Below are 20,637 nucleotides of genomic sequence, written 5' to 3'. Positions count from 1 at the left end.
CAGGTAACGGCGGCATGAGCGACAACAATACAGCAGGTACAACTGGTGCGATCGCTCTCTTCGGTCTTGCACTCGGTGCAGCCGGAATCATCCTCGCACGCAAACGTCAAAACGCATAAGAGTTTACACCTAAACCAAAAACATCCCCTTTAGGAATCATTTCTGAAGGGGATGTTTTTATTCCGTGACGAATTCTTCTTCTTTTTTTAGACGATTTCGCCGTTTTGCGTGCACGACACCTGAAATAATAATTGTCAATAACGCTGCCATAATTACAAGTACCATACCTGGATGTTCACTTAACCATATTCCGAGTTCCGACCATGTGACAGCTTCACCGATTCGGACAATCAAGAACGTCCATAATCCGGTGTACAGCCCTGCCGCAAAGAATGTCATTGCTAAATACCGTGGTAACGGATAACCAAGTAACCCGGCTACGTAATGAATCGGGTGCCGGACACCCGGTAAAAAGAACGACAACCCGATTGCCCATAGTCCACGGCGTTCTAAAATCGATTCAGCCTGCTCCAGGAATTTTGATTTCATCAACCGTTTGACGAGTGGAATTTCACGGAAAAAGCGTGCCAACAGATAGAACCAGGCAAAGGCAATAAAAAAGACAGGCCATGCGGCTAACCAAATCAAAACCGGATGAATTCCTTCCCGGACTCGTAACGCAGCATATCCCATCATCAGGACGTCATCTGACAGCGGCGTAAACATAATCCCGCCGGCTAATCGGACCAATGCCATAACATCTACCATTCTCTCACGTCCTTTTTTTCTCTCTATAAGTAAAGTATGCCCGAATTTTCTTGAGTTGAGCCCTCTTCTTTTCTTTCTTTTTTCTTTTTCTGCTTCTTGCTACAAAAATATTCTTTTACATGCGCAAAGATTCCTACGCCTGCAAAGTCGCTTTTTTCACATCGAATCCGACAGAAAAGCAGGGATATTCCCCCTGATGCGAGAAGGTAGTCAAGGAACCTAACTGCTTAAAAGATAGAGGAGGAATTTCCATGTTACATCGCCGGAAGACCTATACGATCCGCCCGGAACGACTGCAGGAATTTACCGAGTTCTTTCACACGTATCTCTACCCTTTACAAATCAGCCACGGCGCCCGTCTTGTTGGTCGCTGGGTGAATGAAGCAGAAGATGAAGTCATTGCGATTTGGGAATACCGTGATCGCGAACATTACGAACAAGTCGACCGGGACGTCCGTGGCAGTACGTTACGCCGCGAAGCGATGAAAAAACGCGCTCGTCTCGGAAAAAACCTTTATATTAAATCAACGGAAGACTTTTTGACGGCAACCGGCGTCTATGCTCCGCCACGCGCCATCGTCAGTGTCACCGCTTATATTACAAATGAAGACGGCGAAGTCCTGCTCGTCCGAAATCTCCATCGTGGTGACACGTATGAAATGCCGGGTGGACAAGTCGAGAACCACGAATCGATTCTCGATGCTGTTAAACGGGAAGTCAAAGAAGAAACCGGAGCGGATGTCACGATTGAAGGCATTACCGGTATCTATCAAAATATCTCAAGTCACGTCCTTTGTGTCGCTTTCCGTGGTACCTATACCGGCGGCGAGCTCCGTCCGCAAGAAGGCGAGACGGCGGAAGTCGGCTTCTTCGACTTGAACCGGGAGAACATCGACACCTATATCAAACGGGAACACTTCCAGTTGCGGACGCTCGATGCGATGGATCCACATTACTTCCCGCATGCCTTATATAAAGTCCGGCCCTATGAACTGATCAGCCGTTATGACGGCAATGCCCCGTCGGCTTTATCCGGTCAAAATTAAGAAACGTCAAAAAAGCGATTTCGATGACGAAATCGCTTTTTTCTATGGATTCATCAGGCTTGAGCCATTAATCGGGCAGTGATTCCGGCATCATCTGTCACGTAAATCGCGTCTGCTTGTCGCTTCACTTCATACGGTGATTGATTGAGTGCTGCGACTGCCGTTTCGCGCGAAGCCGCGTCCGGATAAATCAGTGTCCAGTAAGTCAGTCCAACGGCATCCTCCGGTGTTTTCGGCGCATCAACGCCTGACCAGACGTTTGTTCCGATATGGTGATGATAGCCGCCGGCAGCCAGGAACAACGCCCGCATCCGGGACGCGTCCGCTGCGACATCAAACCCAAGTGTCTCGACATAAAACTTCCGGGCCGCTTCAAGTGACTTCACATGGAAATGGACATGTCCCATGACGGTATCTTCCGGCATGCCGTACCAGTCTTCCTCTCCCGCCTCGACGAGCATACTTTGCCAGTCGACCGGATCTGTCGTCATTTTGACGTCTCCATTTGCTTCATACGTCCAGGTATCACGCGGACGGTCGGCATAAATCTCAATCCCGTTTCCGTCCGGATCCGATAAATAAAAAGCTTCGCTGACGAGATGATCCCCTTGCCCGAGTTCAATTCCTTGGGCAATCAGATTCCGGATGACAAATCCTAGTTCTTTCCGGTTCGGTAATAAAATCGCGAAATGATACAGCCCCGCCACCGAATTTTTCGGAAGTTGTTTTGCCGTACTGTGTTGCTCCAAAATGACGAGTGGTGTTGTCTTTGCACCGAGTGTTGCCGTTTTCTCGTCTTGTGTTAAAACGGTTAGCCCCAGTGCATCCCGGTAAAACGCAATCGATTGTTCCAGATTGGTAATCCGTAAGCTGACCGGTCCCAGTGTAATATTTGGATTGATGTTCATCTTGTTTCCTCCTCATAAGTTCGCTTCGTATCTTCATTATCAGTCAGAAGTGAAGAGAACGGAAGTAGGCACAAAGAAGTGGTATAGTATCCTAAACGATACCATGAAGGAGGAACAGCCATGGAAGAGACACCAAGCTGCCGCGTCGAGACGGCACTCGAAATCCTGACCGGGAAATGGAAGCCGTCGATTTTGCTCGAACTGATCACCCACGACACGCTCCGGTTCAGTGAATTGAAACGAAATCTCCCGAATATCACGCAAAAAATGTTAACCGCTCAGCTCCGGGAACTGGAGCTGAACGATATCGTCCACCGGGAAATCTATCAGGTCGTCCCGCCCCGCGTCGAATATTCACTGACGGATTACGGAAAAACACTGATTCCTGTTTTAAATGCCATCAATGCCTGGGGCGAAAAACATGTCGAGCATTTGGCTCAGAAAGACATGCTTCAAGATGTCACTATTTCTAGTACCAGCGATTCATTTTAAATGAATCGCTCTTTTTTTATGGAATAATCTCCCTTATTTCACGTATACTGACTGAATAGACTACGTAAGGGAGCGAAACCCATGCATCAACTTCATGCGATTGAACAGCTAGTAACACGTTTTAAACAAGATCCTGCTGTCGAAGCCATTTTTTTGAAAGGTTCATTTGGACGTGGTGAAGAAGATGTCTATTCGGATATCGACCTCTATTGTCTCGTGTCCGAAGAACGGATGGCGAAATTTTTAACCCGTCGACTGACCCACCTGTCCGTCTATCGCCCAATCATCTGGAAAGACGACCTCTTTATTGTCGCCCCGCAACTGATTGTCGTATATGACGATCTTTTGCATGTCGATCTGTTTACGGTGACCCGCGAATCGTTAAACCATTCCGATACGATTCGTGTCTTGTATGATCCGAAAAGACAACTCGATGCGTCCGTCGAGACCTCCTCTTTGGCACTCGGGACACAGGAAGCTGCGGATGAAGCGATTGATGCCGTCTGGTTCCTGTTCCAGTATCAAAAAGCAGCCGGACGCAGGAATGCCTTATGGGCAGTCGAGATGTTGCGGAGCGCACTGATCAAATTTGCCAAAGTCCTATTACATCGGTATGTTCCCGACCGGGCACAACTCGGTTTAAAAACGGTTGCTGATTATTTACCGGACGCTCCACGCCTGCGCCTTGAAGCGATTTATGATGTCCTCGTTCCGGCCACCCATCACGAAGCCGCTCGTCTTTACCGGGAATTGTTACAGGCTGAATTGCCACACTTGCAACAGATGCTGATCGATCAACCGGACACGTTACAGTTGCTCGACCGGTTGCTCGAATCAAAACAAGTTTGTTAGACGCCATAGAAAAAGCCGGTTCCTTGAGCAAGGAAACCGGCTTTTCATGTGCTTACTTCACTTTAATGACAATTTTCCCTTTCGCATGACCTTCTTCTCCATAATCATGCGCTTCTTTGATTTGATCCAAATCGAAAATCCGATCGACGACCGGTTTTAATTCTCCCCGTTCTACGGCTTGCGCGATATGTTGAAGCCGCTCGCCTGTCGGTTGCATGAAGACGTAAGCAACACGGGCATCCGCCTGTTTTGCCTGTTCTTCATCCGGTGGTGTCGAAATGGAAACGAGCATTCCGTTCGGTTTGAGCATCTGGTACAGCTTCGCCTGGTCGTCGCCGCCCATTGTATCAAACACAAAGTCCAGATCGCGGACAGTTTCTGCCGGATCCTGCTGTTTGTAATCGATGACTTCGTCTGCTCCAAGCGCTTTGACCCAGTCGACGTTTTTCGTGCTCGTCGATGTGATGACATGAAGACCGTGTGCTTTCGCAAGCTGGATCGCAACCGTTCCGACACCGCCTGAACCGGCACCGATAAAGATTTTATCTCCCGCTTTCGCGTCCATCACTTCAAACATGACCTGCCAGGCCGTGTGGGCGACGAGCGGCAGTGATGCTGCCTCTTCGAACGTCAGGGCCTCCGGTTTCTTGACGACAAGATGGGCATCCACCGCGACATACTCCGCATACGTCCCTTGACGGGCAATATCCGGACGACTGAACACTTCATCGCCGACTTTTAAATCCGTCACGTTCGCCCCCACTTCTTCGATCACACCGGAGACATCCCAACCGATAATCAGCGGCATATCATAGCTGAGCATTTCCTTTAAGTATCCTTCACGCAGTTTCCAATCAACAGGATTGACACTCGCCGCATGAATCGCAATCAAGACATCGTCTGCTCCGACGATCGGACGTTCGAGTTCCCCTACTTTAAATTGTTCCGATCCACCATACTGTTCAATATAAGCTGCTTTCATGTCATTTCCTCCTCTGATTGTTTTACCTTTTAGTTGTTCCCTTTCAAGACTTGCGACAAACGAAAAAAGTGTACCGGCTCTTTCGAATCGGTACACGCCTGTCAGGTATGCGCTGTCTGTTGCAGTGTTAAGGCCGTGGCATTTAACGTATGGATTGCCTGCTGTAAATCAACGATTTGTTCGACTTGTGACCGTGTCAGACCGGACAATTGATCACTGCTCGTCAGCAACAGATCCATGAAAGCATCCAGTTGTTCGGTTGCCTGCGCAATGTTCGTCAGACTGTTCGTGATCGTCACGAATTGTTGCTGCGCTCCACTGATTGCCTGAACGGAATCATTGGAATCCGTCGCAATCGTCTGCAAGGCGTCTTGACTTCTTTGCATCCGGGCCTCCTGCTGCCGCAGCAAGCTGGTACTGGCATCAATCGAATTACCGGTCTGCATGACATCACGATCGACCCGTTCGATGATTTGATTGATTTCGGTCGAGGCGGCCGCCGTCTGTGCCGACAAATTACGGATTTCCTGGGCGACGACGGTAAATCCTTTTCCGAACTCTCCGGCGCGTGCCGCCTCAATCGATGCGTTTAAGCTCAATAAGTTCGTTTGCGTCGCGATGGCATTGATGCTGGAGGTAATCGTAACAATTTCTTTAAAACGTCCAGCAAGCTGTCCAAACGCAGTGACGGATTCGTCCATGCTCGCGGTCAGTTCTTGTAATGATTCACCGGCTTCGCTGATGGTCTCGCGGCTTTGTTCAGCCGTCACCTTCGACGAAGAACTGAGGGCAAGTGCCCGGTCGACGGCTGTCGCGACATCCGTCATCAACGCAACGTTATCCGTGTTCATCCGTTTAATCTGCCGGACGGATTGGGCATTTTTCGACGAGTTATCGGCTAACATCTGCATCGCCTGATCAATTTTTTCAAATGACACTTTCGCCGTATCGACGGTTTCACTCATTCCTGCCGTGAACGTCGTGACATCGGTTGCTGTAGCGGCTGATTGCTCAAGCGTCAGCTGTGAGCTTGCTGCGTAATGCTCCGCCTTCTCCTGTTGGCGTTTGACTTCCCGCATGACATTTCGTCCGAAGACAGCAACAAACGTGGCTGCTGAAAAAACCATCAGATAGATGACGAATGCGACAATCATATCAAACAGATTTGAAAACTGAATCGTTCCAAAAACCGTAAAGAGTAACAATTCCAGTAATCCGAGCAAACCTGCCACTACGACTAAATGGGGAATGAGGTAGATGACTGAAATCGTTAAATACAGATAAGCAATCGTCCAGATACTTTGAGTTGGCAAGGTCACAAGGACAAGTGCCAGTACCAGATAGGTCAATATGATTTGAATATATTTTCCGCTGAGCTGATCGCCAAAAAAACGATTTCCCCCCAGCAAGGCGACCGTCAGTAACAGACCTCCGACCAAAAATTGATAAAATACACTCATGGGCACATAGTCCAGTTGAACAAAAATGAAAATCAAAGGATGCGCGATTGTAATTAATGAGGCAATGAGACGAGAGAGAATTTTCGTACTCAGTCTTTCAAGGGGTGAGACCATCTGCAAAACTCCTTCTGTTGGATTCGTACCCTTTCTTATCGTCCAGTTTGAAGAAGACGTGAAGTATTCCCGCTCATTTTCACAACTTGACGCTTGATTTCAGAAAAGCGTATGGTAAATACAAAATGGACAGAAAGGCGGCTTCAGATGTTATATGTATTAGTCGGACTGGCTGGTATCCTCGGTGCTTCCGCCCGTTATGGTCTCAGCCTTTTTATCACTCATTTTGCCGTCGGAACGTTTCCGTGGGCGACATTAAGCATTAATCTGATCGGCTGTTTCGTCTTGGGGTACGCGACGCACTTTCTATTTAAGACGACGTTGCTTCATCAATACGCGATGACGGCGCTCGGAACCGGTTTTGTCGGTTCCTTTACGACATTTTCAACGTTCAGTGTCGAATCCGTTGAACTGTTACGGAGCGGTTTTTACGGTTACGCCCTTCTCTATATCAGCATCAGTTTGTTCGGCGGATTATTGATGTCTTATCTCGGCTACACACTCGGGACAAGACGGTTACGTCTGTTTCAGAAGGAGGACGCTTCATGAATCTTGTTGCTCTTGCGACCGGTGCTTTTTTTGGTGCCATCAGCCGGTTTGCCGTCAGCCAGTGGATGAAAACATTTTGGAAAAAGGATTTTCCACTCGCGACATTCGTCATCAACATCCTCGGTTCTTTTTTACTCGGTCTCGTCATCGGTTCGCATTTGGATTCGACATGGACGTTATTGCTCGGCACGGGTTTTCTCGGTTCCTTTACGACGTTTTCGACGTTTAAGCTCGAGACACTGCAACTCGTTCAGAATCAAAACAGAAAAACGCTGACCCTTTACCTCGGACTCAGTTATCTCCTTGGCATCAGTGCCGCATTTTTAGGAATCATTGTTTCATTAAATATCTAAAAAGAACCAGGACTTGCCCCGGCACACGGGAACAATTCCTGGTTCTTGTTCGTTTTTATTTTTTAGTCATTCAGCCAGAACAAGCCAACGGTTTCTGCACCGGCGTGTGTTCCGATGGCCGGACCAAACGTGCCGTCGAGCACCGTTAGTTCCGGGAATTTTGTTGCGACCTGTGTCCGTAAATCGGCTGCCATCTCAGGTGCCATCGTCGTCGCGACATAAATCCGGTTTTTATAAAACGTATGCTGACGCATCGCTTCTTCGACCTGTTTGATGATTTCGATGTAGGCTTTTTTCAGGGAACGGGCTTTTTTAAACGGAACGATTTTTCCCGATTCATCCGTCGTGATGATCGGTTTAATGCTGAGCAGGTTTGCGAGGAACAAATCACCGGACGAGACACGTCCGCCCCGGCGCATCGTCTCCATGTTCCCGACAATCATATAAAAGTGCGTTTTTTTCGCTAACGCTTGTAAAGCCGCCGTAATCTCTTCGACCGACTTACCTTCCGCTTCCAGTGCCATCCCGTAACGGATGAACTCCTGCTGATTTTCAAACGCCGTATGCGAATCGATGATGTGGACCGGGAAGCTTGCTGCTTCCGCTGCTGAAGCGGAACTTTGGACCGTACTCGACAGACCGTTCGTACAGTGGACCGCAATCGCACAGTCGTATCCTTCTTCTTTTAAGCGTTCATACGTCCCGACGAATTCCCCGAAAATCGGTTGTGACGTTTTGGCGACCAGCTTTTTATCTGCTTCCAGTGCCCGAAACAACCGTTCGACCGTAATCGTATCTTCATTGTAGGCTGTGTCACCAAGCAAGATTTGAATTGGTACGACATTCACACCGATTGCTTCCGCCTCTTCTTTTTTGAAATAGGCCATACTATCGGTCACCCATGCTATTTTAGTCATTTTCCTATGCCTCCGTTAGATTCTTCTCGCTTTATCCTACCACATTCGCTTCGGATGTCAGCAAAAAAACGTTACTGCACTCGACTAAATTGGAACGTCGTCCGTTTTTCATAGACCTCGCCGGCACGTAAAACAACAGACGGAAAATCGGGCTGATTGATGGCGTCCGGCAATCCTTGTGTTTCGAGACAAATTCCGAGATACGGTGTCGCCCGTCGCCCGGCAATCGTAAACTCACCGGCCAAATGGTTTCCGGTATAGACGACGACACCCGGCTGATCGGTTTTCACCTGTAACATCCGACCACTGACCGGTTCCTCCAAGACGATTTCACCGCCTTCTTTTAATAAAAACGGGTGGTCGACACCACTGCCTGCCTGACGCAACGCTTCGTCACTCGCATGTGTCACTTCATACAACGAGCGGGCTGTCCGGAAATCAAAGACCGTCTCGTTGACGGATAAAATCTCGCCTGTCGGAACGGACTCTGCATTTAACGGGACGTAAAACGGGGCATCCATCCGGAGACGGTGCTGCTCAATCGTCGTTTTCGCATTTCCCGTCAAATTAAAATACGTGTGGTTCGTCGGACTGAACGGTGTCGAGGCCGTCGTCGTCGCGTGGTACGTCAGAATCAAAGCGTCGTCGTCCGTCCAGTCAATCGTCAACCGGACATCGAGTTGACCCGGATAACCGTTTTCTCCGTCCGGGCTCGTCAGGAGCAGATGTAACTGTTCACCGTCGATTTCATAATCAAAAAAACGGTTCGACCAGTTGACGCTTCCTCCGTGAAGGTGATGTTCTCCTTCATTTTGTTCCAGGATGTAGTTCATCCCTTCTAATGCAAACGCACCGTTGGCAATCCGGCCGCCGACCCGGCCGATTGTTGCCCCCAAGTGGTGGGGATCCTCTAAATATTCTTCCATATCATCAAAGGCCAGGACGACGTTCTCGATGGTCCCGTGTTGATCCGGAACACGGATTGCCGTGATTTTCCCGCCCAAATTGAGTAATTCCACACTGTGTCCGTTACGATTCATCAATGTAAAAGCGATGATCGGCTGCTCGCCGGAAAACCCGACTTCTTTTGTTGTAATCATGCGCTTATCCTCCTGTATCGATCTACTCTTGCTTTCATTTTTACCCAGGATTGGCTAAAAAAAAACAATCGTCCGATTCCGGCAATCAGAATCGAACGATCATTACACTTGGTCGGTCGTAAGAGGCAACATCAGTTTCAGGTGTGTTCCACCGGGGCGTGAATGAATCGTACAACTCGCCTGTTCCCCGTATCTCCGGTGAAGAGCACGTCGTAATAAAAATAAATTACTCGTTTCCGTTTTTTTATCCTGCTTCCAGCGTTTCAGGAATTCAGCCGGTACACCGACCCCATTGTCCGATACTTCAAGCATCCAGTGTGTTTCTTCCTGAAATGCCCGAACATCAATCCGGTGATACGGACCGCTTTCGGGAAACGCATGCCGTAACGCATTATCGACAAGCTGTGTCACGAGCAACGGAAAAACAAAATGCTCTTCAACGGCCGTTTCGATATCCAAATCAATCGTGACCGCAGCCGGTGTCAATGGATGGTGTCGGCGGATTCCTTCCAGCGACAGATACGATTTTAAGGTCAGTAATTCTTCACGAAAAGGATACAGATCAAGTCGTCGTGCGGTCGTAAGAAGCTGTCGCAACGCTTCGAGTTGGTGTTTGACCGGGGTATCCGGATCAGCTGTCTGATGGATTTCATCGACGATGCCGAGGAGATAGTTCGGACTCAGAATCGGTTTGATGCTGGTGTTTGGAAATTGATTCAGTTGCTCTTCTTGGTGAACGACGAGTTCGCGTGCCAGGAGATCCACCAACTGTTCCATCGTCCACTCCATCGTATCATCGAACAGATGAGCCGGAAACCAACAGACGATGCCCGCTTTCTTGCCCTCGATGAGTAGTGGATGAAACGAGACGATTTGACGCGTCAACTCATCTTCCGACCGGTAAACGACAGCTGTCTCCACCCAGTCCAAAATCGTCTGATGCTGGAATAAATCGGCTGTATCGTGTCCCGTCCGGACATCGGCTAAAATCCCATCCGGTCCAAGTAAAACGACCCGGTTGATTTTCGTTTCTTCCAGGATGGTCGATCCGATTTGCCGGGCGACATCAACCGTCATGCCATTTTTACGTAGCGGACGAATCGCATCCAGTAAACGATAGGAACGTGCGGATTCGCGAACGAACAATTCGTTCTCGAGCCTTAATTGCGTCCGTAAGATGGCGATGAAGACACTGATTCCGACTGCATTCGTAAATAACATCGGGAAGACAGCTTGACGTGTCAACTCCAACACACGCGCCTGGTCCGGTGCCAAAATCAATGCGACTCCAATATCGAGGATGACGGCACTTAAGACGATGCCGATCGGTTGGAGCAGGGAATAGCCGTCTTTCCTGCTCCACTGGCGGCTGTACATCCCACTCAACAATCCGGTTCCGACCGCAATGATCCAGGCTGATTCCGCACCGGATGCACCAAGATAATAGCGGTGAAATCCGACCAGCAAACCGGTCACACCACCGACGAGCGGTCCCCCCAGCAGACCGCTGGTGACGATGATCGTCAATCGGGTGTCGACAATCCATTGCTCCGGTGAAACGGCTAACCCGAGTAACGGATCAATCGTCTTATCAGCCGAAAGACCAATTCCGGCATAGTTCATCAAAATACCCGATACGACAAACACACTCAGTAAAATAAAACGATGACTGCGGCGCGACGACGTTTGAAACAAATGGCGTGATATGCGCCATTGTGACAATAAAAAAGCCAATAAGGCTAACATGCCTAAGCGGCTGAGTAAAAACGGGATTTGCTCGAGCACTGGACGTCTCCCTTCTCAGAAAAAATAATCTTTCCTCTCCTTACTCTTTCCCGCTCCCGCCCCCGTTTCCCTACCAACGTGTTCATTCTTTGCACATTCGTTTTAAACTTCATTTTCCGACTGACGTCTTACCGAAAAAAAAAGCGTCTTTCGTACGAGACGAAAGACACTTCGGATTATTCTGCTCGTTCGAGCGGGTGTAACCACAATTTGATCTGGTTGATTTGATAGTTCTCCATCTCCATCACTTCGACCGAGAAGGATTCCGTATCAATGTGTTCTCCCGGTTGCAGATCGATGTTGTGCATCTGAATCCAACCACCGATCGTATCGACGTCTTCATCGTTCGTAAACGTCAAACCGAATCGGTCTTCGAGATCTTCAAGCAACACGGTACCGGCAACGAGGTATTCATTGTTCGGCAACTCCTGGATTTCTTCGACTTCATCCGTATCAAACTCGTCGCGAATTTCACCGACGATTTCTTCGAGTAAGTCTTCCATCGCGACGATTCCGGCCGTTCCGCCGTATTCGTCGACGACCAATACGATATGCGAGCGTGTTTTCTTCATCTTTCGCAACGTGTCCTGCAGCGACGTGACTTCCGAGACGACCGGTAAATCCTTCACGTAATGTGTAACCGGATGATTGTTTCCGTTGGCGAAGTCCGTCAACATCTCCTTGACGTTGACATAACCAAGAATCCGGTCTTTATCATTTTCTTCCGTCACCGGATAACGGGTAAATGGATTATCCATGAAGATTTCCATCAGCTCGTCTTTTGACAACCGTTCTGAGATCGTCGCCATTCGCATCCGCGGCACCATCAAATCTTTGACGACATGCTCGTCAAACGCAAACACGTTCTGCATCAGTGCGAGTTCCGTCTGATTGATTTCTCCGCTTTGAAAACTTTGTGCCATGATGATTTTCAATTCATCTTCTGAGTGGGCTTGTTCATGACCAGCCGGTTTGACACCGAATAATCCAAGGAAAAAGCGGGCCGAACCATTGAGTAACCAAATGAACGGATACATGATTTTCCCGAAAATGTACAGTGGACGGGCAAACAACAACGTCATCTTTTCCGCGTATTGAATCGCAAGTGTCTTCGGTGCCAGTTCTCCGATGACGACGTGTAGGAACGTCACGGAAACAAAGGCAATCCCGAACGACAACAAAGTCGAGACAGCAGCCGAGACACCGAATTCATCAAACACCGGGTGCAGGATTTTTTCGACGGTCGGTTCACCTAGTGCCCCAAGACCAAGTGCTGTCACCGTGATTCCCAGCTGACAAGCAGACAAGTAATAATCGAGGTCTCCGGCAATCTTCTTCGCCAGGATGGCACTTTTGTTTCCTTCCTGAATCATTTGATCCAGACGGGACATCCGTACCTTAACGACGGCAAACTCTGATCCGACGAAAAACGCGGTCAAAACTATCAATAACACCACTAAAAATAAATTGATAAATAATATAGTATCCAAAATCCCCTAAACAGGGGTCACCTCCATTTTATTGTTACAGCTGCGCAATCAGGGAAGCAATCAACGTCAGACGTTGAGACAGTTCGAGACGAATCTCCTGTTTCTCATAGTCGGTCGATTGCAATAAACGCTGTTCGAGCCCGTTGACGCTTTCTTGAAGCTGCTGTACTTCTTGATAAATGGCGTCACCCGTTTTGACTTCACGCTCGGTGAAGAAAGCAAGAATCTCTTGCAGGGACAGCCGTTGTGTCTTTAAATACTCAATCTTTTGAATATGCTGGACGACATCTTCCGTATACAAACGATAACCAGCCGGTGTCCGCTCTGTTGTTAATAAACCGAGCGATGTATAGTAGTCGATGGTCCGTTTTGATAAGCCGGTGGCCTCCGCGACCTGACCGATTTTAAGCAACGCCTTCCCAAAGATCCTCACCTCCCTCTCATTAAATAATGCTTTTATCATACCACGGTTAAACCGTACACAACAACGTTATGCTTATTAGGCGCCTTTAAAAAACGCCTCCTCTTTCTCAGAGGAGACGTTCCGTTTGCTCAAGCTATTTTTTGAACTTAGTTTGTTACCGCTTCCTTCATCGGTGTTCCGACGATTGACCGTTCGAGCAGTTCGACGACATCATACGTCGCAACCTGCTCGTCGACTTCTTTCGCCTTCGTTCCGTCGCTGAGCATCGTCAGACAGTACGGACAAGCAGATCCGATGACGGACGGTTGGACCGTCAACAACTGTTCCGTCCGGGCGACGTTCACCCGAGCGCCGACTTTTTCTTCCTGCCACATCATACCGCCGCCGGCTCCGCAACACATACCTTTTTCGCGGTTGCGTTCCGTTTCGACCAGTGTGATGCCCGGAATTTTCTCCAGGATGTAGCGTGGTGCGTCATAAATATCATTGTAACGACCGAGGTAACACGAATCATGATAGACGACCCGTTCACTGACCTCATGGGTTGGTGTAATCCTTTTGTCGTCAATCAACCGCGCGAGCAACTCGGTATGGTGATAGACTTCAACATCCGGGCTGAGACCAAAGTCAGGATACTCGTTTTTGAATGTATTGTACGCATGCGGATCAATCGTGACGATTTTTTTGACGTCATATTTCTCAAACGATTTGATGTTTGCTTCCGCCAGTTCCTGGAACAGAACTTCGTTTCCGATCCGGCGTGGTGTATCGCCTGAGTTTTTCTCATCGTTTCCGAGAATCGCAAACGAGATGTCCGCTTCATTCAGAATCCGTGCAAACGCCATCGCGATTTTTTGACTGCGGCTGTCGTACGAGCCCATCGCGCCGACCCAGAAGAGGTATTCGAACGTTTCGCCGGCTTTTTTCTTTTCTTTTGCTGTCGGCACGACCAGCTCTTCGCGCGTCTTGCGCCAGTTTTCGCGTTCCTTCCGGTTCATGCCCCATGGATTCCCCTGGCGTTCGATATTCGCCATCGTCCGTTGCATCTCAGGATCCATTTTCCCTTCCATCATCACGAGGTGACGACGGAGATCGATGATTTTATCGACGTGTTCGTTCATGACCGGACATTGATCTTCACAGTTCCGGCATGTCGTACACGCCCAAATTTCTTCTTCCGTGATAACGTTGCCGATTAAAGAATCCGGGACGACATCCATCTGTCCGGCTGCGGCAAGTGACGCAATTTGATTGCCTTGTGATCCTTCAAAGGCGAAAGCCGGTGCCCACGGTGACTTTTGCGTGATCGCTGCCGTTTTCATGTTGAGGTGATCACGAAGTTTAACGATCAGGTCCATCGGTGACAGCATTTTTCCTGTTCCGCTGGCCGGGCACATATTCGTACAGCGGCCGCATTCGACACAGGCATATAAATCGACGAGTTGTTTTTGATTAAAATCTTCGATCCGGTTAACCCCGAAACTGAACTCCGCCTCGTCATCTTCTGCTTCTTCCATGACTGACAGATCGATGGGCGTGATCCGTCCGACTTTTGATGTCCGGCCAAGCCAGACATTGGCTGTTCCGGCAATCAGGTGGGCGTGTTTGCCTTGCGGGATATAGACCATGAAGCTGAGTAAGAACAGCAAGTGCGCCCACCAGAAGAAGACAAACAATCCAAAGGCGACTTGTTGCGGCACCCAGCTGAATAGGAAGGCAATCGCCGACGCGACCGGTTCACCGAACGTGGAATGATTTTCATAGACTAAGAAAAATCCGTTTCCGAACAGAACAGCGACCATCAGACCGCCGATGAAAATCAAGGCAAGACCGGCCATGAAGTTCCGTTTCAGACGGACCAATTTTTCAACATAGCGGCGGTAGAATCCCCAAACGACCGCCACCAGAATGACGAGCATAACGATTTCCTGGAAAAATGTAAAAATCGGATACAGTGGACCGAGCGGGATGTGCGGGAAGCGTTGTCCGACTGCGAGCCCCTTCCAGATGAAATCAATCGCTCCAAATTGAACGAGTAAAAATCCGTAAAACATCATGACATGAATCGTCCCGCTTTTCTTGTCCTTCAGCAGTTTCTTTTGCCCAAAGACATTGACGAGAACAGCGTTCAGACGTTCTTTGTTCGTCAGCGTCCATTCCGCTTTTTTCCCCCGGCGAATCGCCTCGTACCGACTCTTGACGAGCGTCACGAATAAATAGCCCGCGTACCCTGCGACAAGCAGGAAGGCGATCCAGTTAATCAGTAAAAATGTCCCCATAAAACAAGCCCCTTTCCCCCTAAAGCCATTATTTGATATGAGTATAGCATATAATGAATGACTATTCATTCATTATTTTACTGTTTTTTCTTCTATCTTAATCATTGACTATACCTTACAAAAAAACCGTTTAAATTGAAAAATAAGTAGGTTAAAATTAAAAAGTTCTAATATATGTATATTTTATAGGAGGTAATTGGCTTTGAACGGAATTTTACAACATTCAAGCGGCTTAATTAAAGAAGTAAAAGCGGGATTCTCATGGACAACATTCTTTTTTGGATTCTTTCCAGCATTTTTCCGAGGCGATATTAAATGGGGATTGATTCAATTGATTGTCGGTATCGTCACTACACTTTTGACTGCCGGTTTCGGGGGATGGATTGTCAATATCGTCTTTTCTTTCTTATACAATAAAATTTACATCAATGATTTAATCGAAAAAGGCTATCGTCCGATCGACCATTCATTCCAACAAGCATTAAAACAACGTGGAATTCATGCAAAGTTGTTATCTGAAACTCCGACTTCACAATCAGCAGTGTAATACTCTTTCCTGTAACTATCTCTAAAAAATAAGGATGACGGATGCGTCACTCTTCATATTCAAAGAGGACACCGGATTTCAATTCCGGTGTCCTCTTTGAATTATCGAGAATTTATTCGCTTCCCAAGACTCCTCCAGAAAAAAACTATAGGCTTCAATCCGCCTTCAGTATCAACACGATTTTCCCGAGTTTGCCTGTCTCTTTAAAATACGACTGGGCTGCCGCCGCTTCCTCAAGCGGAAACGTCCGATCAATGACCGGTTCGAGTTTACCGTCAGCAATCGCTTCAAGCATCCGTCCGAACTCGTCACGCGTTCCAAGCACTGAGCCGTAAAATGTTAAGTGCTTCAGGTACAGCATCCGAAAATCGAGGCTCGTCTGTTGTCCGCCGGCAGAACCGGAAATACAGAATTTACCGCCGTTTTTCAGAACCGCCAAAGCCGTCTTAAATAACGCATCCCCGACGACATCGAGTACTGCGTCAACTGGTCCGCTGTTAACAGCTAGGATGTCTTCTGTCAATTGATCGGAACGGTAAGACACGACGTATTTCGCCCCAAGACGCTTCAATTCCTGTTCGATCTTCATGTCGCCGACGACGGCAATCACAGTTGCTCCAAACACCCGCGAGGCGATTTGAACGTTCAACGAGCCAACACCGCCGCTTGCTCCGGTTACGAGGACGGTTTGTCCCGGCTGTAACTGGAGTTGTTCGTTCATATGCCATGCCGTCAAGCCACTGACGGAAAAAACAGCACTTTTGACGTAATCGTCAAGCGGCATGTCGTAACAGAGCGTTGCCGGCCAGACGACATACTCGGCGTATCCCCCGTCATATTCCGATCCGATGAACGCCATATCTTCACTGATATGTTCCGTTCCATCGGCGCCACTTGAAGTAAACGGAAACAGGACGACATCTTGACCAACCCGGGAGGGATCAACACCGCTCCCGACTTCAATGATCCGGCCGCTGATATCGGAACCAGGGACACGGGGAAACTGAACGCCCTCCGGTTTCCAACCCGATTTGTCATCCGTTCCGTAGGCGCCTTCTCGCATCCAAATTTCTGTGTTGTTGATGCCGCATGCTTTCACTTCGACCAGGACTTCCCCAGCGCGCGGTGTCGGGACTGGACGTTCGATGACTTCGAGTTGCTCGACACCGCCGTATCCGTTGACTTGGACAACTTTCATATGTTTTCCTCCATCTCTAAAACAATTTCTCTTTATCCCTTGTCCGCTTTTTAAAAGCTTTAGACTTTATTCTGTGAAATTACCAGACCATATTTTCGTACAGATAATAAGATTTGGATGTCTCATTCAAATAATCCTGCAACGGTTCAAGCACATCACGATTCAGGAGATAGTCCCCAAGCTGTTCGATCGGCACCCACTGACAGGCAACGACTTCTCGGTCAGGATCGTTCAGTGACAGCTCTCCTGTCACCGAACATTCAAAATACGTGACAAGACTATGGGCGTCAAACTGTTCGATGAAGTTTTCTGTGACGTAAGCCAGTTCGAACGTTTCGACGGACAGCCCGGCCTCTTCTTTCATCTCCCGTTGCAATGCTTCTTTTAAAGTTTCACCGTCTTCAATCACACCGCCCGGCAGACTCCAAACCGCTTCCGCTCCATCCGCCTGATTTTTGACCAACAGCAACTGCTGCTCCTGCCTGACAATCGCAGCGACAATCCGGTATAACGTTCTCATGCTGATCCCCCCTGTGTCATGAACATAAAAAAAAGCAGCCCGTTCAAATATCCTTTGAATGGAACTGCTTTGGCACGTACTTATTCTAATCCAAGCGATTGCGGTAATTTAACGGCACGTGCATACGCCGTTTTGTAATCTTTTTTCGCGACAGCCTGTTCGACTTCGCGGAGGGCCGGATGGTTTTCTTCTGAAAACGCCCCTAAAATCGTCAGGTACCGTTCGTAGACCGAATCATCTTCCTTGCGTGCATGAAGCAACGCCGTGTAGAGCATGACCGTATCTTCTCCGTACAAGACCGGTAAATCTTCGTTGATCAATAATAACGAATCAATCGCATCGGAATCGACCTTCGAATTGTATTCCGTCATGACCTGTTCTGCGAGCGCCTCGAGCTGATCGCGCCACTCGTTGTACTTCGGTTCGTCATTCTCTAACCACTCGAACCAATCTTCTTCGAGCATCTGTTCCATCTCTTTTACTGTTTGTTCAAATGCCATGTGTTTCACTCCGTTCCCAAGTTAATTCAATCGTATACAGGCCGACCGGCTGATGGTTCATCATCAGCTCGTACTGGAATTGCATCCGTTGTTCTGTCATTTCGATGGTAGCTGTTTCCGTCTCCATCACCATTTGGCCAAACTGGCTCTCATAACCACTTTTTGTCTTCTGACCTAAAATGAAGACATGATGCATCGAGACCGGACCTTTCCGGTTCAAGGCGACCTGATCGTGCGACCACTTGATGGTCGTATCGATCGGTTGTTCATCTTCTTGCATGAACTTCAGAGCAAACCCGTCTTTTGTTTCAAACAAGGTTCCCTCTGCTTCTAGTTCAACGGACTCCCGCACCGCGTCATCCTGAATCGATGTCACTTGGCGCAGGCGGACCGGGTAACGTACTGGTTTCACTTCTATCACCTCATCGTCTAGCGTACACGATTTTCTTCTGTCCTGCATCTTCTTGATTTCTTTTTTCACGACAGCAAAGGCTGGATTTGGCATCTGCCAAATCCAGCCTTGTTTTAACGTACGCGGTACAGGCGTGCTTCGAACGGTTGAAGCGTGAGTTCGGTTCCTTCATGATACGTTGTCTCATAGTTCGCAAGCATGATGTTATCCGAATGGAGGATGATGTCGGTGTCGACTTCCGCCACTTCGTCTTTCAGGTTCGTCACAATCAGGAACTGTTCGTTTCCGAGCGTCCGCGTGTAACCATAGACTTTTGTATCTTCCGGAAGAATGAGATCGTATTCTCCGTAAATCAACGTCTCTTCCATCTTCCGGATTTGAATCATCCGTTTATAGAAGTTCAGGATCGAATCCTCATCGGCTTGCTGCGCCGCCACGTTGATGTCGGCAAAGTTCGGATTGACACCGAACCATGGGGATTGTTCCGAAAAACCCCCGTTTTGTTCATTTGTCCACTGCATCGGTGTCCGGGAGTTATCACGCGACGAGTTCCAGATGACTTCCATGATCTCTTCGTGTGTTTTCCCTGATGCCAGTTGCATGTTGTACATGTTTTTCGTCGCGACATCATCGTAGTCGGAGATATCCGGGAACTGGACGTTCGTCATCCCGATTTCTTGTCCTTGATAGATGAACGGTGTTCCTTGCATGAAGAAATACATCATTGCAAGTGACTTCGCGCTTTGTTTCCAGTATTGTCCTTCATCACCCCAAAGGGAGACGGAGCGGACCTTATCGTGGTTTTCAAGATACAGTGCATTCCAGCCTGTTTCTTCAAGTCCTTTTTGCCATTTCGTCAAAACTTGTTTCAGTTTAACAACGTCGACGCCTTTTTCGGCATCCGCCCGCCACAGGTCCATGTGTTCAAACTGGAAGACCATGTTCATCTTGCCGTTTTCTTCTCCGACCCAAAGATCTGCTTCTTCCGGCGTTACACCGTTTGCTTCACCGACTGTCATGATGTCGTATTTTGAGAACGTCTCGTTTTTCAATTCTTCGAGATATTCGTGAATCCCTTCGACATTCATGTGCATCTCAAACGATGGCACGTGCGGCATGCCGAGTGGATTCGGAAGATCTGCGTATGACTGATCTTTATTAATGTGGCTGATTGCATCAATCCGGAAACCATCGACCCCTTTGTCGAGCCACCAGTTGATCATCGTGTAGACCGCTTGGCGCATGTCTTTATTCCGCCAGTTCAAGTCAGGTTGACGACGTGAGAAGACGTGCAGGAAATACTGCTCGGTCTTTTCATCGTATTCCCAAGCGGAACCGCCGAAGATACTTTCCCAGTTATTCGGTTCACCGCCGTTGACGGCATCCTTCCAGATGTACCAGTCGCGTTTGTCATTATCTTTTGACGAACGGGATTCGAGGAACCACGGGTGTTCATCCGACGTGTGGTTGACGACTAAATCGAGTAATACTTTAATGTCACGTTTATGTGCTTCTTCCATTAATAAATCAAAATCGGCCATCGTTCCGAATTCGTCCATGATGTCTTCATAATCACTGATGTCATATCCGTTGTCATCATTCGGTGATTTGAACATGGGGCAAATCCATAGTACATCGACTCCGAGATCTTTCAGATAATCCAATTTTGCGATGATACCCGGGATATCGCCGATTCCATCATTGTTTGCATCATAAAAGCTGCGCGGATAGATTTGGTAAGCAACGGCTTCTTTCCACCAAGCTCGTGTAAGTGTTTTTTGTGCCGTTTCAGGGCGCGGTATCATTTGTGTCATTATGGATAAATCCTCTCGTATTTCAGTCTTTGTTGTCCGTTTTTTTATACTAATTCTTGATATTTTATAGTAATCATCGGTTCATTCTAATTAAGCGCAACCGATTGCGCAGATACCCTATATTTAT

The 20,637-nt window shown here is 48.2% G+C and carries 21 protein-coding genes; 6 read left to right on the top strand and 15 right to left on the bottom strand.

Annotated features, from left to right (window positions below):
- Positions 1-177 precede the first annotated feature (177 nt).
- Positions 178-768, bottom strand: coding sequence for a DedA family protein (locus KNP93_RS13825; protein ID WP_131503300.1), 591 nt, complete (start codon positions 766-768; stop codon positions 178-180).
- A gap of 251 nt (positions 769-1,019) precedes the next feature.
- Between KNP93_RS13825 and KNP93_RS15905 the strand changes: the two genes are divergently transcribed.
- Positions 1,020-1,814, top strand: a complete 795-nt coding sequence (locus KNP93_RS15905; RefSeq protein ID WP_188005035.1) for an NUDIX domain-containing protein — start codon at positions 1,020-1,022, stop codon at positions 1,812-1,814.
- Positions 1,815-1,867: 53 nt separating this feature from the next.
- Here the strand turns inward: KNP93_RS15905 and KNP93_RS13815 are convergent, their stop codons facing one another.
- Entirely contained in the window at positions 1,868-2,722 is an 855-nt protein-coding gene (locus tag KNP93_RS13815; RefSeq protein WP_131973384.1) for a VOC family protein, read from the bottom strand.
- A 120-nt stretch (positions 2,723-2,842) separates the two neighbouring features.
- On the opposite strand from KNP93_RS13815, the gene KNP93_RS13810 reads away from it, so the two are divergent.
- Positions 2,843-3,214: a winged helix-turn-helix transcriptional regulator gene (locus tag KNP93_RS13810; protein WP_114597118.1), complete on the top strand. Its 372-nt coding sequence runs from the start codon at positions 2,843-2,845 to the stop codon at positions 3,212-3,214.
- Between the two features lie 81 nt (positions 3,215-3,295).
- The gene (locus tag KNP93_RS13805) at positions 3,296-4,066 is read left to right on the top strand and encodes a nucleotidyltransferase domain-containing protein (RefSeq protein ID WP_214855796.1); all 771 of its coding nucleotides are present in this window, start codon (positions 3,296-3,298) and stop codon (positions 4,064-4,066) included.
- A gap of 52 nt (positions 4,067-4,118) precedes the next feature.
- Here the strand turns inward: KNP93_RS13805 and KNP93_RS13800 are convergent, their stop codons facing one another.
- Together KNP93_RS13800 and KNP93_RS13795 are read right to left on the bottom strand one after the other, a co-directional pair.
- Positions 4,119-5,048: an NADP-dependent oxidoreductase gene (locus KNP93_RS13800; protein WP_214855794.1), complete on the bottom strand. Its 930-nt coding sequence runs from the start codon at positions 5,046-5,048 to the stop codon at positions 4,119-4,121.
- Positions 5,049-5,149: 101 nt separating this feature from the next.
- Positions 5,150-6,508, bottom strand: coding sequence for a methyl-accepting chemotaxis protein (locus tag KNP93_RS13795; RefSeq protein WP_251138830.1), 1,359 nt, complete (start codon positions 6,506-6,508; stop codon positions 5,150-5,152).
- A gap of 261 nt (positions 6,509-6,769) precedes the next feature.
- On the opposite strand from KNP93_RS13795, the gene crcB (KNP93_RS13790) reads away from it, so the two are divergent.
- Both crcB (KNP93_RS13790) and crcB (KNP93_RS13785) read left to right on the top strand, forming a co-directional pair.
- A complete protein-coding gene (crcB, locus tag KNP93_RS13790) occupies positions 6,770-7,171 on the top strand; it encodes a fluoride efflux transporter CrcB (protein WP_131973387.1) in 402 nt (133 codons plus the stop codon).
- Positions 7,168-7,524: a fluoride efflux transporter CrcB gene (crcB, locus tag KNP93_RS13785; protein WP_131503293.1), complete on the top strand. Its 357-nt coding sequence runs from the start codon at positions 7,168-7,170 to the stop codon at positions 7,522-7,524. The genes crcB (KNP93_RS13790) and crcB (KNP93_RS13785) overlap by 4 nt, the downstream gene beginning before the upstream one ends.
- Before the next feature lie 62 nt (positions 7,525-7,586).
- Here crcB (KNP93_RS13785) and KNP93_RS13780 read toward each other — a convergent pair whose 3' ends face one another.
- The 6 genes from KNP93_RS13780 to KNP93_RS13755 form a co-directional block, all read right to left on the bottom strand.
- The gene (locus tag KNP93_RS13780) at positions 7,587-8,441 is read right to left on the bottom strand and encodes a DegV family protein (RefSeq protein WP_131503292.1); all 855 of its coding nucleotides are present in this window, start codon (positions 8,439-8,441) and stop codon (positions 7,587-7,589) included.
- Positions 8,442-8,512: 71 nt separating this feature from the next.
- Positions 8,513-9,541 carry an aldose epimerase family protein gene (locus tag KNP93_RS13775; protein ID WP_131503291.1) on the bottom strand — a complete coding sequence of 343 codons (1,029 nt, stop codon included), beginning with the start codon at positions 9,539-9,541 and terminating at the stop codon, positions 8,513-8,515.
- A gap of 102 nt (positions 9,542-9,643) precedes the next feature.
- Complete coding sequence (locus KNP93_RS13770) at positions 9,644-11,326, bottom strand: LytS/YhcK type 5TM receptor domain-containing protein (RefSeq protein ID WP_214855790.1); 1,683 nt, start codon at positions 11,324-11,326, stop codon at positions 9,644-9,646.
- 176 nt (positions 11,327-11,502) lie between these two features.
- Positions 11,503-12,816, bottom strand: a complete 1,314-nt coding sequence (locus tag KNP93_RS13765) for a hemolysin family protein (RefSeq protein ID WP_131503289.1) — start codon at positions 12,814-12,816, stop codon at positions 11,503-11,505.
- A gap of 34 nt (positions 12,817-12,850) precedes the next feature.
- Entirely contained in the window at positions 12,851-13,249 is a 399-nt protein-coding gene (locus tag KNP93_RS13760) for a MerR family transcriptional regulator (protein WP_012369183.1), read from the bottom strand.
- Between the two features lie 137 nt (positions 13,250-13,386).
- Entirely contained in the window at positions 13,387-15,519 is a 2,133-nt protein-coding gene (locus KNP93_RS13755) for a (Fe-S)-binding protein (protein WP_131973391.1), read from the bottom strand.
- Between the two features lie 202 nt (positions 15,520-15,721).
- Between KNP93_RS13755 and KNP93_RS13750 the strand changes: the two genes are divergently transcribed.
- Positions 15,722-16,066 (top strand): hypothetical protein, encoded by a 345-nt coding sequence (locus tag KNP93_RS13750; protein WP_012369181.1) that lies wholly within the window; start codon positions 15,722-15,724, stop codon positions 16,064-16,066.
- A 154-nt stretch (positions 16,067-16,220) separates the two neighbouring features.
- On the opposite strand, the gene KNP93_RS13745 is transcribed toward KNP93_RS13750, so the two are convergent.
- The 5 genes from KNP93_RS13745 to KNP93_RS13725 form a co-directional block, all read right to left on the bottom strand.
- Positions 16,221-17,264 (bottom strand): zinc-binding dehydrogenase, encoded by a 1,044-nt coding sequence (locus KNP93_RS13745; protein ID WP_214855788.1) that lies wholly within the window; start codon positions 17,262-17,264, stop codon positions 16,221-16,223.
- A gap of 79 nt (positions 17,265-17,343) precedes the next feature.
- Positions 17,344-17,784, bottom strand: a complete 441-nt coding sequence (locus tag KNP93_RS13740) for an NUDIX domain-containing protein (RefSeq protein ID WP_131503286.1) — start codon at positions 17,782-17,784, stop codon at positions 17,344-17,346.
- 80 nt (positions 17,785-17,864) lie between these two features.
- Entirely contained in the window at positions 17,865-18,284 is a 420-nt protein-coding gene (locus KNP93_RS13735) for a hypothetical protein (RefSeq protein WP_014969289.1), read from the bottom strand.
- Positions 18,274-18,696, bottom strand: coding sequence for a YwiB family protein (locus tag KNP93_RS13730; protein WP_255508413.1), 423 nt, complete (start codon positions 18,694-18,696; stop codon positions 18,274-18,276). Before KNP93_RS13730 ends, KNP93_RS13735 begins: the two co-directional genes overlap by 11 nt.
- 113 nt (positions 18,697-18,809) lie before the next feature.
- Positions 18,810-20,510: a glycoside hydrolase family 13 protein gene (locus KNP93_RS13725; protein ID WP_012369176.1), complete on the bottom strand. Its 1,701-nt coding sequence runs from the start codon at positions 20,508-20,510 to the stop codon at positions 18,810-18,812.
- Positions 20,511-20,637 lie beyond the last annotated feature (127 nt).

It is taken from the genome of Exiguobacterium sp. s166 (assembly GCF_018618855.1).
Classification (GTDB): Bacteria; Bacillota; Bacilli; order Exiguobacteriales; family Exiguobacteriaceae; genus Exiguobacterium_A.
This window is presented reverse-complemented; position numbering and strand designations above follow the sequence as displayed.

What these genes read in the sequence shown, in the direction of transcription:
- KNP93_RS13755 (WP_131973391.1), bottom strand. Translation starts at nt 15,519, where the DNA reads ATGGGGACATTTTTACTGATTAACTGGATCGCCTTCCTGCTTGTCGCA.
- KNP93_RS13745 (WP_214855788.1), bottom strand. Translation starts at nt 17,264, where the DNA reads ATGAAAGTTGTCCAAGTCAACGGATACGGCGGTGTCGAGCAACTCGAA.
- KNP93_RS13825 (WP_131503300.1), bottom strand. Translation starts at nt 768, where the DNA reads ATGGTAGATGTTATGGCATTGGTCCGATTAGCCGGCGGGATTATGTTT.
- KNP93_RS13815 (WP_131973384.1), bottom strand. Translation starts at nt 2,722, where the DNA reads ATGAACATCAATCCAAATATTACACTGGGACCGGTCAGCTTACGGATT.
- KNP93_RS13775 (WP_131503291.1), bottom strand. Translation starts at nt 9,541, where the DNA reads ATGATTACAACAAAAGAAGTCGGGTTTTCCGGCGAGCAGCCGATCATC.
- KNP93_RS13780 (WP_131503292.1), bottom strand. Translation starts at nt 8,441, where the DNA reads ATGACTAAAATAGCATGGGTGACCGATAGTATGGCCTATTTCAAAAAA.
- KNP93_RS13805 (WP_214855796.1), top strand. Translation starts at nt 3,296, where the DNA reads ATGCATCAACTTCATGCGATTGAACAGCTAGTAACACGTTTTAAACAA.
- KNP93_RS13735 (WP_014969289.1), bottom strand. Translation starts at nt 18,284, where the DNA reads ATGGCATTTGAACAAACAGTAAAAGAGATGGAACAGATGCTCGAAGAA.
- crcB (WP_131973387.1), top strand. Translation starts at nt 6,770, where the DNA reads ATGTTATATGTATTAGTCGGACTGGCTGGTATCCTCGGTGCTTCCGCC.
- KNP93_RS15905 (WP_188005035.1), top strand. Translation starts at nt 1,020, where the DNA reads ATGTTACATCGCCGGAAGACCTATACGATCCGCCCGGAACGACTGCAG.
- KNP93_RS13800 (WP_214855794.1), bottom strand. Translation starts at nt 5,048, where the DNA reads ATGAAAGCAGCTTATATTGAACAGTATGGTGGATCGGAACAATTTAAA.
- KNP93_RS13740 (WP_131503286.1), bottom strand. Translation starts at nt 17,784, where the DNA reads ATGAGAACGTTATACCGGATTGTCGCTGCGATTGTCAGGCAGGAGCAG.
- crcB (WP_131503293.1), top strand. Translation starts at nt 7,168, where the DNA reads ATGAATCTTGTTGCTCTTGCGACCGGTGCTTTTTTTGGTGCCATCAGC.
- KNP93_RS13810 (WP_114597118.1), top strand. Translation starts at nt 2,843, where the DNA reads ATGGAAGAGACACCAAGCTGCCGCGTCGAGACGGCACTCGAAATCCTG.
- KNP93_RS13725 (WP_012369176.1), bottom strand. Translation starts at nt 20,510, where the DNA reads ATGACACAAATGATACCGCGCCCTGAAACGGCACAAAAAACACTTACA.
- KNP93_RS13795 (WP_251138830.1), bottom strand. Translation starts at nt 6,508, where the DNA reads ATGAGTGTATTTTATCAATTTTTGGTCGGAGGTCTGTTACTGACGGTC.